The 14,392-nt window shown below is 67.4% G+C and carries 11 protein-coding genes; 3 read left to right on the top strand and 8 right to left on the bottom strand.

Annotation, left to right across the window (positions count from 1 at the left end; translation table 11 throughout):
* The first annotated feature begins 33 nt into the window (after nucleotides 1-33).
* Nucleotides 34-1,191 (top strand): cationic peptide resistance protein CprA, encoded by a 1,158-nt coding sequence (gene cprA, locus ACYAF3_RS29090; RefSeq protein WP_003087328.1) that lies wholly within the window; start codon nucleotides 34-36, stop codon nucleotides 1,189-1,191.
* Nucleotides 1,192-1,228: 37 nt separating this feature from the next.
* Here the strand turns inward: cprA and ACYAF3_RS29085 are convergent, their stop codons facing one another.
* Nucleotides 1,229-2,794 carry a methyl-accepting chemotaxis protein gene (locus tag ACYAF3_RS29085; protein ID WP_003087330.1) on the bottom strand — a complete coding sequence of 522 codons (1,566 nt, stop codon included), beginning with the start codon at nucleotides 2,792-2,794 and terminating at the stop codon, nucleotides 1,229-1,231.
* A gap of 372 nt (nucleotides 2,795-3,166) precedes the next feature.
* Nucleotides 3,167-5,899, bottom strand: coding sequence for an aconitate hydratase AcnA (gene acnA / locus ACYAF3_RS29080; RefSeq protein WP_003105996.1), 2,733 nt, complete (start codon nucleotides 5,897-5,899; stop codon nucleotides 3,167-3,169).
* A 326-nt stretch (nucleotides 5,900-6,225) separates the two neighbouring features.
* Here acnA and rlmM point away from each other — a divergent pair, with 326 nt between their 5' ends.
* Nucleotides 6,226-7,284 carry a 23S rRNA (cytidine(2498)-2'-O)-methyltransferase RlmM gene (gene rlmM, locus ACYAF3_RS29075; RefSeq protein ID WP_003087345.1) on the top strand — a complete coding sequence of 353 codons (1,059 nt, stop codon included), beginning with the start codon at nucleotides 6,226-6,228 and terminating at the stop codon, nucleotides 7,282-7,284.
* Nucleotides 7,285-7,368: 84 nt separating this feature from the next.
* Nucleotides 7,369-7,608, top strand: a complete 240-nt coding sequence (gene tusA, locus ACYAF3_RS29070) for a sulfurtransferase TusA (RefSeq protein WP_003105999.1) — start codon at nucleotides 7,369-7,371, stop codon at nucleotides 7,606-7,608.
* 31 nt (nucleotides 7,609-7,639) lie between these two features.
* On the opposite strand, the gene ACYAF3_RS29065 is transcribed toward tusA, so the two are convergent.
* The 6 genes from ACYAF3_RS29065 to ACYAF3_RS29040 form a co-directional block, all read right to left on the bottom strand.
* Nucleotides 7,640-8,950, bottom strand: a complete 1,311-nt coding sequence (locus tag ACYAF3_RS29065; RefSeq protein ID WP_003106000.1) for an NAD(P)/FAD-dependent oxidoreductase — start codon at nucleotides 8,948-8,950, stop codon at nucleotides 7,640-7,642.
* A 68-nt stretch (nucleotides 8,951-9,018) separates the two neighbouring features.
* Nucleotides 9,019-10,383, bottom strand: coding sequence for a glutamine synthetase family protein (locus ACYAF3_RS29060; RefSeq protein WP_003106001.1), 1,365 nt, complete (start codon nucleotides 10,381-10,383; stop codon nucleotides 9,019-9,021).
* Nucleotides 10,384-10,510: 127 nt separating this feature from the next.
* The gene (locus ACYAF3_RS29055) at nucleotides 10,511-10,699 is read right to left on the bottom strand and encodes a hypothetical protein (RefSeq protein ID WP_003449842.1); all 189 of its coding nucleotides are present in this window, start codon (nucleotides 10,697-10,699) and stop codon (nucleotides 10,511-10,513) included.
* 151 nt (nucleotides 10,700-10,850) lie between these two features.
* Nucleotides 10,851-12,248, bottom strand: a complete 1,398-nt coding sequence (locus ACYAF3_RS29050) for an FAD-dependent oxidoreductase (RefSeq protein ID WP_003104413.1) — start codon at nucleotides 12,246-12,248, stop codon at nucleotides 10,851-10,853.
* Between the two features lie 67 nt (nucleotides 12,249-12,315).
* Nucleotides 12,316-12,612, bottom strand: a complete 297-nt coding sequence (locus ACYAF3_RS29045; RefSeq protein ID WP_474727009.1) for a RidA family protein — start codon at nucleotides 12,610-12,612, stop codon at nucleotides 12,316-12,318.
* 55 nt (nucleotides 12,613-12,667) lie between these two features.
* Nucleotides 12,668-14,029 (bottom strand): MFS transporter, encoded by a 1,362-nt coding sequence (locus ACYAF3_RS29040; RefSeq protein WP_003144858.1) that lies wholly within the window; start codon nucleotides 14,027-14,029, stop codon nucleotides 12,668-12,670.
* Between the last annotated feature and the right edge of the window lie 363 nt (nucleotides 14,030-14,392).

Genomic DNA, 14,392 nt, shown 5'->3' with positions numbered 1-14,392 from the left:
CGTGGGCGACTGACTTCTCTGAGGGGGGAAGACATGAACATGCATGCCGACGGTGAGCAGATCACCGCTATCGATACCCGCGAACGCATCCTGCTGACGGGGGCCACCGGCTTTCTCGGCGGTTCGGTCGCCGCCCAGCTGATCGCCGCCGGGCACGGCGCCAACCTGTCCTTCCTGGTCCGCGCCGAATCCCGCCAGCAGGGGCTCGAACGCCTGCGCGGCAACCTGCTGATGCATGGCGTCGACGAAGCCGACTGCCTGGCACTGCGGGCGGAGCAGATCCTCTGCGGCGATTTCCTCGACACCTCCTGGCTGGCCCGCGAGACGCCGCGCCTGATGCAGGTGGAGCGGGTGATCAATTGCGCCGCCGTGGCGTCGTTCTCGAAGAACCCGACCATCTGGCCGGTCAACGTCGACGGCACTTTCGCCTTCGCCGACGTGCTGAGCCGTTCGAAGCGACTGAAGCGTTTCCTCCACGTCGGTACCGCGATGTGCTGCGGACCGCAGCGAGAGTCGCCGATCAGCGAGTCCTGGGAATTCCCGGCGGCGGAGCAGCAACTGGTGGACTACACCGCGTCCAAGGCGGAAATCGAGCGGCGCATGCGCGAGGAACTGCCGGGCCTGCCCCTGGTGGTGGCGCGGCCATCCATCGTGGTGGGCCACCGTACCCTTGGCTGCCAGGCCTCCGGCAGCATCTTCTGGGTCTTCCGCATGGGCTTCGCCCTGGAAAGCTTCACCTGCGGCCTGGACGAGCAGATCGACGTGATTCCGGTCGACTACTGCGCCGAGGCGCTGATCGGCCTGGCGCTGAAGCCGTGCCTGGGGCACAGCCTCTATCATATCTCCGCCGGCCATCGCGCGGCCTGCACCTTCGGCGAGATCGACGAGGCCTTCGCCCGCGCCAACGGGGCGGCGCCGGTAGGCGAGCGCTACCGCAAGGTGGAGGTGGACGACCTCAAGGAACTGGCGAAGAGCTTCGAGTCGCGCATCGGCCCGGCCAATCCGCGTCTGGTCCTGCGCGCGTTGCGCTTGTACAGCGGCTTTGCCGACCTCAACTACCTGTTCGACAACAGCCGTCTGCTGGAGGAGGGGATCTCCGCGCCGCCGCGCTTCACCGACTACCTCGACGTCTGCGTGCAGTCGTCAAGCGCGGTAAGCATCCCGGCGCAGATGCAATGGGACTTCAAGTGACGGCAGGTGCGGGGAGCTTCCTCCCCGCGGCCTGATCTCAGCGGTTGAAGCGCTCGACCAGGGAATACTGGCTCTGCGCGGTGGTGGTCAGTTCCTCGCTCAGTTTCGCCGTGCGCAGCGCCTCGTCGGAGGTCTGCTCGGCCAGGGCGGCGATGGTGCTGATGTTGCGGTTGATTTCCTCGGCCACCGCGCTCTGTTCCTCCGCGGCGGCGGCGATCTGGGTGGTCATCTCGGTGATGTTGCTGACCGCCTCGCTGATGCCGACCAGCGCGCTGTCGGCTTCCAGCACCCGCTGGACCCCGGCTTCGGCCTGCTGCAGGCCGCTCTCCATGGTATGTACCGCATCGTTGGCGGTGTTCTGCAACTTGGCGATCAGGTGGTGGATCTGCTCGGTGGAGGCCGCGGTGCGTTGCGCCAGCGAGCGCACTTCGTCGGCCACCACGGCGAAGCCGCGTCCCTGGTCGCCGGCCCGCGCCGCCTCGATGGCGGCGTTGAGGGCGAGCAGGTTGGTCTGGTCGGCGATGCCCTTGATCACATCGACCACGCCGCCGATCTCGTTGCTGTCCTGGGCCAGGCGACTCACCGCGGCCCCGGTCTCGCCCACCGACTCCGACAGGCGCTGGATGGCGTTGCGCGTCTCCGCGGCGATGTCGCGGCCGCGCGAGGTCAGTTCGTTGGCCTTCTGTGTGGCGTCGGCGGTCAACTGGACATTGTTCGCCACTTCCTGGGTGGTGGCGGCCATCTCGTTGACCGCGGTGGCCACCTGTTCGGTCTCTGCGCGCTGCTGTTCCAGACCGGCGGAGCTGTGGTGGGCCAGGGTGTCGGCCTGGCGCGCCTGTTCGGTGAGGTATTCGGCGGTGTCCTGCAGGCGCGTCAGGCAGGTCTTCAGGCGCGCGTCCTGGCTGAGGATGGCCATTTCCAGGCGCGCCTGGTCGCCGCGGCTGTCGGTGTACATCTGCGCGATCAGCGGGTCGGAGGTGGTCTGTTCGGCGAGCCGCATCAGGCGCTTCAGCCCGCGCTTCTGCCAGCGCAGTCCGGCCAGGCCGAGCGGAACGGCGAGCAGGCCGGCGAGGATGAAGCCCCACCAGGAGTTCAGCCAGATACCGATGAGGAAGCCGATCTGGCTGATCAGGATGAACGGCAGCCAGTCGAGCAGTACCGGCAGCCAGCGGTCGCGCCGGGGGATCGCCGGCTTGCCGGCGCCGAGGCGACGGTAGAGGGCCTCGGCGCGCTGGATCTGTTCGGCGGTCGGCTTGACCCGCACCGACTCGTAGCCGACCACCGCGCCCTGGTCGTAGATCGGCGTGACATAGGCGCTGACCCAGTAGTGGTCGCCGTTCTTGCAGCGGTTCTTGACGATCCCCATCCACGGGCGGCCGGCTTTGAGGGTGGTCCACATGTGGGCGAACACCGCCGGCGGGACGTCGGGGTGACGGATCAGGTTGTGCGGCGCGGACATCAGCTCCTCGCGGCTGAAGCCGCTGATGTCGATGAAGGCTTCGTTGCAGTAGGTGATGATGCCTTTGAGATTGGTGGTGGTGATCAGGCGTTGTTCCGCCGGATAGACGCGCTCGTGCTGGGTGATGGGCTGATTGTTGCGCATGGGCCTTCCAAAACAAGTGAAGCATTTACCTCTACATCGGCGAAAACGCCTTTCACATGAGGGATTTGTGAATGCTTTCACGAGGAAAAACAGATAGCTATTGACCCAAAGCATGAGAACCGACCACGTGGTCGGATAGATGGCGGATTCGCTGATGGAGGTCAATGCGTTACGGTTTCGTGTCGTTCCCGGCGGCGCGCATGGGCTGGGGAGGGGCCTGGCGGATAAGCGCGAGGCGGCCATCCGCCGGTCCTGCGGGGTATCGGCGGATGACGCCGGGGCGTCGTTCGCCCTGCGAAGCGCTCGCGGCCCCGGGCGCCGGAATGAAAAAGGGGTGGCCGAAGCCACCCCTCCGCGCGTACCGCCGCTGCCTCAGAGCATGCTGCGCAGCACGTAGTGGAGGATGCCGCCGGCCTTGAAGTACTCGACCTCGTTGAGGGTGTCGATGCGGCAGAGGACCTTGAAGCTGTCCTGGCTGCCGTCCTCGCGGGTCACTTCCACGCTGAGCGGCATGTGCGGCTTGAGTTCGCCGCCGAGGCCGCGGATGTTCAGCACCTCCTTGCCGGTCAGCTTCAGGCTCTTGCGGTCCTGGCCGTTCTCGAACTGCAACGGCAGCACGCCCATGCCGACCAGGTTGGAGCGGTGGATGCGCTCGAAGCTCTCCGCGATCACCGCCTTCACGCCCAGCAGGTTGGTACCCTTGGCCGCCCAGTCGCGCGACGAGCCGGTGCCGTATTCCTTGCCGGCGACGATCACCAGCGGGGTGCCGTCCTCCTGGTAACGCATGGCCGCGTCGTAGATCGCCAGTTTCTCGCCGCTGGGCACGTACAGGGTATTGCCGCCTTCCTCGCCGCCGAGCATCTCGTTCTTGATGCGGATGTTGGCGAAGGTGCCGCGCATCATCACCTCATGGTTGCCGCGACGGGAGCCGTAGGAGTTGAAGTCCTTCGGTTCCACGCCGTGCTCGCGCAGGTAGCGGCCGGCCGGGCTGTCGGCCTTGATGTTGCCGGCAGGGGAGATGTGGTCGGTGGTCACCGAGTCGCCCAGCACCGCCAGCACCCGCGCCTGCTCGACGTCGGCGATGGCCGGCGGCGCCTCGGCGATGTGTTCGAAGAAGGGTGGATGCTGGATGTAGGTGGAGTCGGCCTGCCACTCGTAGGTGTCCGACTGCGGCACCTGGATCGCCTGCCATTTCTCGTCGCCGGCGAAGACCTCGGCGTACTCCTTGTGGAACATCTCGGTGTCGACCTTCTGGATCGCCTCGGCGATTTCCTTCTGGCTCGGCCAGATGTCCTTCAGGTAGACCGGCTGGCCGTCCTTGCCGGTGCCCAGCGGTTCCTCGCTGAGGTTGATCCGCACGCTGCCGGCCAGGGCGTAGGCCACCACCAGCGGCGGCGAGGCCAGCCAGTTGGTCTTCACCAACGGGTGCACGCGGCCTTCGAAGTTGCGGTTGCCGGAGAGTACCGAGGCGACGGTCAGGTCGGCCTGCTGGATGGCTTTCTCGATCGGCTCCAGCAGCGGGCCGGAGTTGCCGATGCAGGTGGTGCAGCCGTAGCCGACCAGGTCGAAGCCGAGTTCGTCGAGGTAGCGGGTCAGGCCGGCGGCCTTGAAGTAGTCGGTGACCACCTTGGAGCCCGGCGCCAGCGAACTCTTCACCCAGGGCTTGCGTTGCAGGCCTTTTTCCACCGCCTTCTTCGCCAGCAGGCCGGCGGCCATCATCACGCTGGGGTTGGAGGTGTTGGTGCAGGAGGTGATGGCGGCGATCACCACCGCGCCGTTCTTCAGGCGGTGGGTCTGGCCGTCGTGCTGGTAGTCGATCTCGCCGAAGGCGGCGTTGGCGCCGACCGCGGTGCCGCCGCCGCCCTCGCTGAGCAGGCGGCCTTCTTCGGTGCTGGAGGGATGCAACTGCAGGCCGAGGAACTCGTTGAAGGCGCTGGCGACGTTCTGCAGGGCCACGCGGTCCTGCGGGCGCTTCGGTCCGGCCAGGCTGGCCTCGACTTCGCCCATGTCCAGGTGCAGGGTGTCGGTGAACACCGGCTCGTGGCCCTTCTCGCGCCACAGGCCCTGTTCCTTGCTGTAGGCCTCGACCAGCTTGACCGTGCTTTCCGGACGTCCGGACAGGCGCAGGTAGCCGAGGGTGATCTCGTCCACCGGGAAGAAGCCGCAGGTGGCGCCGTATTCCGGGGCCATGTTGGCGATGGTGGCGCGGTCCGCCAGGGGCAGGTCGGCCAGGCCGTCGCCGTAGAACTCGACGAATTTCCCCACCACGCCCTTCTTGCGCAGCATCTGCGTGACGGTCAGCACCAGGTCGGTGGCGGTGATGCCCTCGCGCAGCTTGCCGGTGAGCTTGAAGCCGATGACCTCGGGGATCAGCATCGATACCGGCTGGCCGAGCATGGCGGCTTCCGCCTCGATGCCGCCGACGCCCCAGCCGAGCACGCCGAGGCCGTTGATCATGGTGGTGTGGGAGTCGGTGCCGACCAGGGTGTCGGGGAAGGCGTAGGTCCTGCCATCCTCGTCCTTGGTCCAGACCGTGCGGCCCAGGTACTCCAGGTTGACCTGGTGGCAGATGCCGGTGCCCGGCGGTACCACGCTGAAGTTGTCGAAGGCGTTCTGGCCCCAGCGCAGGAAGGCGTAGCGTTCGCCGTTGCGCTGCATCTCGATCTCGACGTTCTGTTCGAAGGCCGATTCGCTGGCGAACTTGTCGACCATCACCGAGTGGTCGATGACCAGGTCCACCGGCGACAGCGGGTTGATCTTCTGCGGGTCGCCGCCGGCCTTGGCCATGGCCGCGCGCATGGCGGCCAGGTCGACCACCGCGGGCACCCCGGTGAAGTCCTGCATCAGGACCCGCGCCGGGCGGTACTGGATCTCGCGGTCGGAACGGCGCTCCCTGAGCCAGCCGGCGAGGGCCTTGAGGTCGTCGCCGGTGACGGTGCTGCCGTCCTCCCAGCGCAGGAGGTTTTCCAGCAGGACCTTCAGCGACATCGGCAGCTTGCCGAGATCGCCCAGGGTCCGGGCGGCTTCCGGGAGGCTGTAGTAGTGGTAGGTCTTGCCGTCCACAGCGAGACTGCGAAGGGTTTTCAGGCTGTCCAAAGCAGGCATTTCTGATTTCCTCACGGCGGGCCCGGGGGCGGCGGGCCTGGCCTCGTCCTGACGCCAGGCCCGTCGTCGAGCCGATAGTGCCTGGCTTCGCCCGGGACCCGCGGCGTCCGCGGACGCCAGGGTGCCGTTACCTCGGTAATGCGCGGTGGCCCGATCCCATCGGTACCGGCCGCTGGCGAGAGTCAGACTTTGGGATAGCGTTGTTCGAAACCTTCAAGCTAGACCGGCTCGAGGGCTCCTGCCATATACACTGGACCGACGAACGGTCGCTGCAGTTCCCTTGAGGCATGCCCGGCACTATAGTGCGCGGCCAAGGAGACAACCCCATGAATACCCTGTTGATGCACTGCCGGCCAGGCTTCGAAGGTGAAGTCTGCGCCGAAATCGCCGAGCATGCAGCCACTCTCGAGATTCCCGGCTATGCCAAGAGCAAGCCGGCCAGCGCCCACGTCGAGTTCGTCTGCCAGGACGCCGACGGCGCCGAGCGCCTGATGCGCCGCCTGCGTTTCGCCGACTTGATCTTCCCGCGCCAGTGGGCGCGCGGGCCCGGCTTCATCGAATTGCCGGAAAGCCAGCGCATCGAGGTACTGCTGGCGGAACTGGCGAGTTATCCGGTTTGCGGCAGCCTCTGGCTGGAGGTGCTGGACACCAATGCCGGCAAGGAGGTGTCGACCTTCTGCCGCAAGTTCGAGAAACCGCTGCGCGCGGCGCTGGTGAAGGCCGGGCGGTTGCAGGAGGACCCGGCGCTGCCGCGCCTGCTGCTGACCTTCCGCTCCGGCCGGGAAGTCTTCGTCGGCCTCGCCGAGCCGCGCAACAGCGCGCTCTGGCCGATGGGCATCCCGCGCCTGAAGTTTCCCCGCGAGGCGCCGAGCCGTTCGACGCTGAAGCTGGAGGAAGCCTGGCACCAGTTCATCCCGCGCAGCGAATGGGACAAGCGCCTGGCGCCGGACATGCTCGCCGTAGACCTCGGTGCGGCGCCGGGCGGCTGGACCTGGCAACTGGTTAACCGGGAGATGCGGGTGACCGCCGTGGACAACGGGCCGATGGCGGAGAACCTGATGTATTCCGGGCTGGTCGACCACCAGAAGGTCGACGGCTACCAGTACCGCCCGCGCCAGCGGGTCGACTGGATGGTCTGCGACATCGTCGAGAAGCCGGCACGCACCGGTGCGTTGATCGAGACCTGGATCGGCGAAGGGCTTTGCCGCGAGGCGGTGGTCAACCTCAAGCTGCCGATGAAGCAGCGCTATGCCGAGGTGCGCAAGATCCTCCAGCGCCTGCGCGAGAGCTTTGACGCGCGCGGCCTGAAGGTAGCGATCGGCTGCAAGCAGCTGTATCACGACCGCGAGGAAGTGACCTGCCATCTACGCCGCCTCGAACGCTGAGGGGCGGCGGCATTCCGGCCGGGGACAGGTGACCGGCCGCGCCGCATGCGCGACAATGCGCGGATTCTGTTGCGGAGTTTCCCGATGACCCATTCTGTCGACGCCATTCTCGACGCCACCGGCCTGAACTGTCCCGAGCCGGTGATGATGCTGCACAACAAGGTCCGCGACCTGGCGCCCGGCGGCCTGCTCAAGGTGATTGCCACCGATCCCTCGACCCGCCGCGACATCCCCAAGTTCTGCGTGTTCCTCGGCCACGAGCTGGTCGAGCAGCAGGAAGAGGCGGGCACCTATCTCTACTGGATCCGCAAGAAGGCCGACTAGGCCTTCCGCGGACCCCGCCATCCCTCGCGCTTCAGCGCAGCTTCTCCATGAGCTGGTAGTACCACATCCCGGCGGCCAGCATCGGATTGCCGAAGAGGTCGCCCAGCGGCACCCTGAGGTGCTTGCAACGGGCGAAGGTGTCGAACTGCTCCAGGCTCCCGCTCATCGCCTTGGCCATGATCTCGCCCATGATGTGGCTGGTGGCCACGCCATGCCCCGAGTAGCCCTGGCAGTACCAGACGTTGTCGGAGAGCTTGCCGAGCTGGGGGATCCGGTTCATCACGATGCCCATGGCGCAACTCCACTGGAACTCGATCTCCACGCCCTTCAGGCGCGGGAAGGTGCGCTCGATGCATGGCCGCAGCTCGGCGGCGATGTCCCGCGAGTCGCGGCCCGAGTAGTTGGCGCCGCCACCGAACAGCAGGCGGCCGTCGGCGGTGGGGCGGTAGTAATCGAGGACGAAGCGGCAATCGTAGACCGCCAGCCCCTGCGGGTTGATCTCCCGTGCCAGCTCGCCCAGCGGCCGGGTGGTAACGATTCCGCCCATGGCCGGGAAGATCATCCCCTTGAGCTGCCTGCGTTCGAGCTTGTGGTAGACATCGCCGGCAAGCAGGATCTGCTGCGCCTCGATCCTTCCCTCGCGGGTAATCACCGCCGGCCGCGGGCCGTGGACGATATCCAGCACCTCGGAATGTTCGAAGATCAGAGCGCCGAGGCCGGCCGCCGCCCTGGCCTCGCCGATGCACAGGTTGAGCGGGTGCAGGTGCATGTTGCGGGTGTTCTTCAGCGCGCCGCAGTACAGCTCGGTCTCCAGGTGGGCCTGGACGCCGGCCTTGTCCAGCAGGACCACCTGGTCGCCCATGCCGCGGCGCACCGCCTCCTCGTAGGAGGCCTGCAGCTCGCCCATGTGGCTGGCCTTCATCGCCGCGTGCAGGTGGCCATGGCGAAGGTCGCAGGCGATGCCGTACTTCTCCACCCGCTGGCGGATGATCTCGTGGCCGCGCCAGCGCAGGTGCCAGATGAAGTCCTCGACCTCGGCGCCCAGCCATTGGCGCATCTGCTTGTGCATCGCCGCGTCGCCGGACAGGCTGCCGGTGACCTGGCCGCCGTTGCGCCCGCTGGCGCCCCAGCCGATGCGATGGGTCTCGACCAGGGCTACCTTGTAGCCACGCTCGGCCAGTTCGACCGCCGTGGCGACGCCGGTGAAGCCGCCGCCGATGATGGCGATGTCGACCGTCACCGCGCCCAGCAGGGTCGGATAGTCGGTTTCCTCGTTGAGCGTGGCGGCGTAGTAGGACGGCGCGCGTTCCGCGGCCGGACGGGGATGGATTGCTGCGTTCATCGGGTATTCCTTGTTCCAGTGCGGAGCGTCCTGCCGGCGCGCCGCCGTATGCGGGCGGGTCCGGGATCTCAGGCCTGGGTCAGGTACCAGCGCCAGTCCTGCTCGCCGACCTCGCCCATGAATTGCCGGTATTCCGCGCGCTTCACCGCCAGGTAGACGCCGAGGAACGGCTCGCCGAAGGCTTCCCGCGCCCACTCGGAGCCTTGCAGGGTATCGAGGGCGGTCAGCCAGTCGGTGGGCAGGCGCTTGCCGGCCTGGGCGTAGCCGTTGCCCTCCACCGGCGCACCCGGATCGATGCCTTCGCGGATGCCGCGGTGGACCCCGGCGAGGAGCGCCGCGGCGGCCAGGTAGGGGTTGGCGTCGGCGCCGCAGATGCGGTGCTCGATATGCCGACTGGAGGCCGGGCCGCCCGGCACGCGCAGGCTCACGGTGCGGTTGTCGACGCCCCAGGTCTGCGCCAGCGGCGCGTAGCTGTTGGCCTGGAAGCGCCGGTAGGAGTTGGCGTTGGGACAGAACAGCAGGAGCGAGTCGAGCAGGCTGGCGAGCATGCCGCCGACCGCCTGGCGCAGCAACGGCGTGCCGGCGGGGTCGTCGCTGGCGAACAGGTTGTGGCCTTGTTCGTCGGCCAGGCTGACGTGCAGGTGCATGCCAGTGCCGGCCAGGTCGTCGAACGGCTTGGCCATGAAGCAGGCGAGCATCCCGTGCTTGTGCGCGATGCCCTTGACCAGGCGCTTGTAGCGGATCGCCTGGTCCATGGCGGCGAGGGCGTCGCCGTGGTCGAGGGTGATTTCCACCTGGCCCGGGGCATATTCCGAGATCGCCGTGCGTGCCGGCAGGCCCTGCGCCTTGCAGGCGGCATAGAGGTCGGCGAGGAACGGCTCGATCTGCTCCAGTTCGCGCAGGCCGTAGACCTGGGTCGCCCGCGGGCGGCCGCCATCGGCGTCGCGAGCCGGTTGCGGGCGGCCGTTGGCGTCGCGCTCACGGTCGAGCAGGTAGAACTCCAGCTCAGCGGCCATCACCGGGTGATAGCCCTCGCTCTTCAGCGCGTCGATGGTGCGCACCAGGAGGTGGCGCGGATCGGCGACGCTGGCGGGCAGGCCCTCGCTCGGGTGCATGCTGACCTGCACCGCCGCCGTCGGGATCTGCCGCCAGGGCAGGCGCACCAGGCTGCCGGACAGGGGGTAGGCGCGGCAGTCGATGTCGCCGACGTCCCAGACCAGGCCGGAGTCCTCGACATCCTCGCCGTTCATTGTCAGCCCGAGGATGGTGCTCGGCAGCGGCCGGCCGCTGCGGTAGACGGCCAGCAGTTCGTCGCGGTGCAGCAGTTTGCCCCGTGGCACGCCATTGGCGTCGAGGATGAACAGTTCGAAGAGTTCGATATCGGGATTGGCGGCCAGGAAATCCTGGGCTTCTTGTTCGCAGGCGAAGTTCATGGGGCTCTCTTGTCGGTCTTGTCCGGTAGCGTCGCGACGCTCGCAGCGGCGCTCCGGCGACGGCAGCGTCGCGGAACGGCATGCAAGCGGCAGGCCGGCCCCGCCGTTGCGCGGGGCCGGAGGGATATCAGGCGTGACGAGCGTCCGGCGGACGCGCGTGGCGGCAATGCCAGAGCGCCCAGAAGGCCAGTTCGAGAGGGAGGGAGAGCGGCTCCAGTTCCAGCCAGCGGCTGTGCTTGCGGGGTAGACGCGCGGGCGTTCCGGCCGGGTTGGCGGAAGGCTGGTAGGGCAGGGTGCGCGTCGTCGGTAGGTGCATGAAGGAAAACTGGGCCAGGGGTTGGAACAGCCTCGCACAGGCTGACGGGTGAATTAAATGCGCTTTTTACGACCTTTGCTTGAGCGAAATCGAAACCGAAGGAAAAAGAAGGGCGCCCCCGAATGGGCTGAAGAGACGCCCGGAAAGCGGCTCAACCCTTGTCGGCCTTGCCCGCGGCGGCGGCGAACCTGGCCAGGCGTACGTCGAGATGACGCGGGCGCCGGCCGGCGTCTTCGGCGTGCTCCTTGCGACGGATCGCGTTGCGCACCATCAGCGAACCGACATAGCGGATCGGCTCCGGCGGGAAGCGGCCGAGCGGCCCCTGGGTCAGCGGCGAACGGGTCCAGGGATTGTCCAGGCCGAGCGCCAGCGAAGAAAGGATCTGCCCGCCCATGTGGCATGGACCGACGCCGCTGCCGGAGTAGCCGAAGCCGTAGAACACATTGTCGCGGCCGTCGAGCCGGCCGAAGAACGGCAGGCCGGTCACCGAGCGATCCGACGGACCGTTCCAGCTGGCCTCGATGGCGACCTCGGCTAACTCGGGGAAGAACTCCCGCAAACTGCCGCGCAGTTGTCCGAGATACGGCGAGGGGCGGTCGAACACCGGCAGCATGCGTCCGCCGTAGGCGAAGGTGTTGCCGCCCTTGCCGAGCATCAGCCGGCCGTCCGGGGTGTTGTGGTAGTAATGCACGAAGATCCGTGAGTCGAGCACGCTGACCCCGCTGGTCAGGCCGATCTCCTGCAACAGGTCTGGTCGTGGCTCGGTGATGAGCATGTCGCTGGAGACGATCGCCACGCTGCGTTCGAACTGCGGGAAGGCCCTCGCCATCCAGGCGTTCAGCGCCAGCACCACGCGGCCGGCGACGACCCGCCCGTGGGGGGTGACCACTTCCGCCGGGCGGCCGTGCTCCAGTCCTCGCATCGGCGTGCCTTCGTACAGGCGTACCCCCAGTTGCAGGGCGACCCGGCGCAGGCCGCGAACCAGCTTGCCTGGTTGCACCGTCGCGGCAGCCGGCGAGAACCAACCCTCCAGGTGCCTGCGCGAGCCGGCCAGGCGCTGCACGTCGGCCAGCGGGCGCTTGGCGAAGGAGTTGATGCCGTGGCGCTCCAGAGCGGCGATCACGCTGTCGGTGCTGCCGACCTGGGCCGGGTTGGTGGCGGTATAGAGGGTGCCGTCCAGCCGGTAGTCGGCCTCGACGTCGTAGCGCTGGCAGAAGGCGCCGATGGCCCGGATGCTGTCCTCGGAGGCCTTGACCAGGCGGATCGCCTCGGTTAGTCCGAACAGCCGTTCCAGGGTGAAGAACTTGGCCGACCAGGACAGCGCGCAGCCGCCGTTGCGGCCGCTGGCGCCGGCGCCGCAGAGATCGGCCTCGACCAGCACCACGTCGAGCCCGGGATCGTGCTCCTTGAGCATGATGGCGGTCCACAGGCCGGTGTAGCCGCCGCCGACGATGCACACGTCGGCGCGGGTATCCCCGGCCAGCGGCGGGCAGGGTGCCGCATGTTCGGAGCGTAGGGCCTGGTCCAGCCAGAAGGGTCGGAAGGTCATGGCTGTGCTCTCACTGCGGGCGGGCGGCGACGACGATCATTTCCACCCGCCAGCGCGGGTCGATCAACTAGGCCAGGCTACAGGCGCGGGTCGGCGCCCGGCCTTCGGGAAACCACTGGTCCCAGACCTGGTTGAGACCGGCGTAGTCCTCCCGGTGGGCTAGCAGTATGCGTACCGAGAGCACCTGGCCGCGGTCGCTGCCGACGCTCTGGAGCAGCCGGTCGATGTTCTCCAGGATCTGGCGGGTCTGGTCCTGGATGTCACCGCTGGGGTCGTCTGCGACCTGGCCGCCGATGTAGACCGTGTTGCCGTGCAGGGCCATCTCGGCCCGACGCTTGACGACTTCGAAACGTTCGATATGCATGAGGGGGTTCCCGGTTCGTGGAGAAGGACGCGGCGGAGGTTCCCGCCGCGGACGGTCAGGAGCGGATGGGACGGAAGTCCGCCAGGCTGGGGATATTCCGCAGGCTTTCCCGTGCGCCGCCGGGCCGGCTGTTCCAGTGCGGAAGGAGCACCGCGGTGGCGATCAGGGCTGCGATGGTGAAGCCGATGAACACCGTGTAGGTGTCGAAATAGCCGGGCAACAGACCGCCGAGGATCGCGCCCACCGAACCGCAGCCATTGACGAAGCCGGAGGCGGTGCCGGCGGCCTCGCTGGTGCCGAAGTCGATGGCGGCGGAGCCGCAGATCATCGAGTCCGGGCCGTACAGGGTCAGTCCCATCATGAACAGCAGGCCGACCACTATCGGAATGCTGCCGGTGGTCATCGCCGGGACGAACAGCGCCAGGCAGACGGTCAGCGCCAGCAGGCTGATCACGCAGGCCGGCATGCGCCGTGCGCCGAACAGCTTGTCCGAGGCGAAGCCGATCAGGATCGGGCCGAGCAGGCCGGCTACCTCGAAGGCGGTGGGAACGATCGCCGCGCCGACCTTGCCGAGCGCCGGCATGCGTTCGTAGACGATCACCGGTCCCCACAGGAGGATCGCGTAGCGCGCCGGCTTGAGCAGGAAGTAGGCCAGGCCGAGGCAGAGCACCGTGCGGTTGCGCACCACCTTGGCGAGCACCTGCAGGCTGCCGCCGTTGCCGCCTTCCGGCCTGAAGCCGGCATAGCGCACGGCTTCGCTCGCGGCCTGCGGTTCGACGGGAGGATGGCCGACGTCTTCCGGGCGGTTGCGCTGCAACAGCAGGAACAGCAGGGCCACGCCGCCGACCACCGCGGCGCTGGAGTAGAACGCCGCGTGCCAGGTACCGAACACGCTGTACGCCCACCAGCCGGCGAACGGCGAGGCGACCAGGCCGCCGAAGGCGTAGCAGGTGCTCCACAGGCCGAGCACCCGACCGCGTTCGTGGGTGGCGAAGAAACTGCCGATGTTCTTGCACAGCCCCGACCAGCCGGTGGACTGCGCCAGTCCCTGGACCACCATGCAGGTGGCGAAGATCGGCAGGGTGGCGAAGGTGCCCATGACCAGCGCGGCCAGTGCGGAGATCAGCAGGCCGCCGAACACCACGATGCGCGGGCCGAAGCGGTCGGCCAGCACGCCCCAGGTGAACTGGCCGACGGCATAGGCGGCGAGATAGATGGCGTCGAGATCGGCCATCGCCATCTTGTCCAACTGGAAGTCCGGATCTTCGGCGATGCCGAGCTTGGCGACGGAAAAGGCCTTGCGGGTGAAATAGAAGGCGGCGTAGGCCAGCCAGGTGATCGCGAATATCTGCAGGCGCCAGCGCTGGAAGCTGGACACGGGAGAGGACGGCAGCGCCGTCCCGGGACGTTGATTCATGGATCTGACCTCGATCTTGTTATCGGTGCCGGCAGGTGTGAGGGGAACACGCCTTGTTGTTGTTCTGATGAGCACTTCCGCACCGCCATGTCGCGGCGCCTGGTCAGAGGTATCTGGAGTCGGCTTCACCTCCTGGGTAAGGGTTGCGGCTGCCCTGGCAGGGGCTGGCTGCCGAGGCGCTGGCGCGCTGTGGTGAAGCGATGGAAACAATTCCGAATAAATAAATGAAATCGATTTATCAAATTTTAAATATAAGTTTTACTTGTTTGTCCGTAAGCCTGGCGCGGCGTGGGTCGAGGAAGTTGACCGAACGGTCATTCCCGTGTGCGCCGCCCATGGCGCGGAACCCCTTGTCCTGCCTGG

It is taken from the genome of Pseudomonas sp. TZ252, assembly GCF_056110345.1.
This window is presented reverse-complemented; position numbering and strand designations above follow the sequence as displayed.

Bases quoted from the DNA above. Each gene is read 5' to 3' on its own strand.
- cprA (WP_003087328.1), top strand. From the start codon at position 34: ATGAACATGCATGCCGACGGTGAGCAGATCACCGCTATCGATACCCGC.
- ACYAF3_RS29085 (WP_003087330.1), bottom strand. From the start codon at position 2,794: ATGCGCAACAATCAGCCCATCACCCAGCACGAGCGCGTCTATCCGGCG.
- acnA (WP_003105996.1), bottom strand. From the start codon at position 5,899: ATGCCTGCTTTGGACAGCCTGAAAACCCTTCGCAGTCTCGCTGTGGAC.
- rlmM (WP_003087345.1), top strand. From the start codon at position 6,226: ATGAATACCCTGTTGATGCACTGCCGGCCAGGCTTCGAAGGTGAAGTC.
- tusA (WP_003105999.1), top strand. From the start codon at position 7,369: ATGACCCATTCTGTCGACGCCATTCTCGACGCCACCGGCCTGAACTGT.
- ACYAF3_RS29065 (WP_003106000.1), bottom strand. From the start codon at position 8,950: ATGAACGCAGCAATCCATCCCCGTCCGGCCGCGGAACGCGCGCCGTCC.
- ACYAF3_RS29060 (WP_003106001.1), bottom strand. From the start codon at position 10,383: ATGAACTTCGCCTGCGAACAAGAAGCCCAGGATTTCCTGGCCGCCAAT.
- ACYAF3_RS29055 (WP_003449842.1), bottom strand. From the start codon at position 10,699: ATGCACCTACCGACGACGCGCACCCTGCCCTACCAGCCTTCCGCCAAC.
- ACYAF3_RS29050 (WP_003104413.1), bottom strand. From the start codon at position 12,248: ATGACCTTCCGACCCTTCTGGCTGGACCAGGCCCTACGCTCCGAACAT.
- ACYAF3_RS29045 (WP_474727009.1), bottom strand. From the start codon at position 12,612: ATGCATATCGAACGTTTCGAAGTCGTCAAGCGTCGGGCCGAGATGGCC.
- ACYAF3_RS29040 (WP_003144858.1), bottom strand. From the start codon at position 14,029: ATGAATCAACGTCCCGGGACGGCGCTGCCGTCCTCTCCCGTGTCCAGC.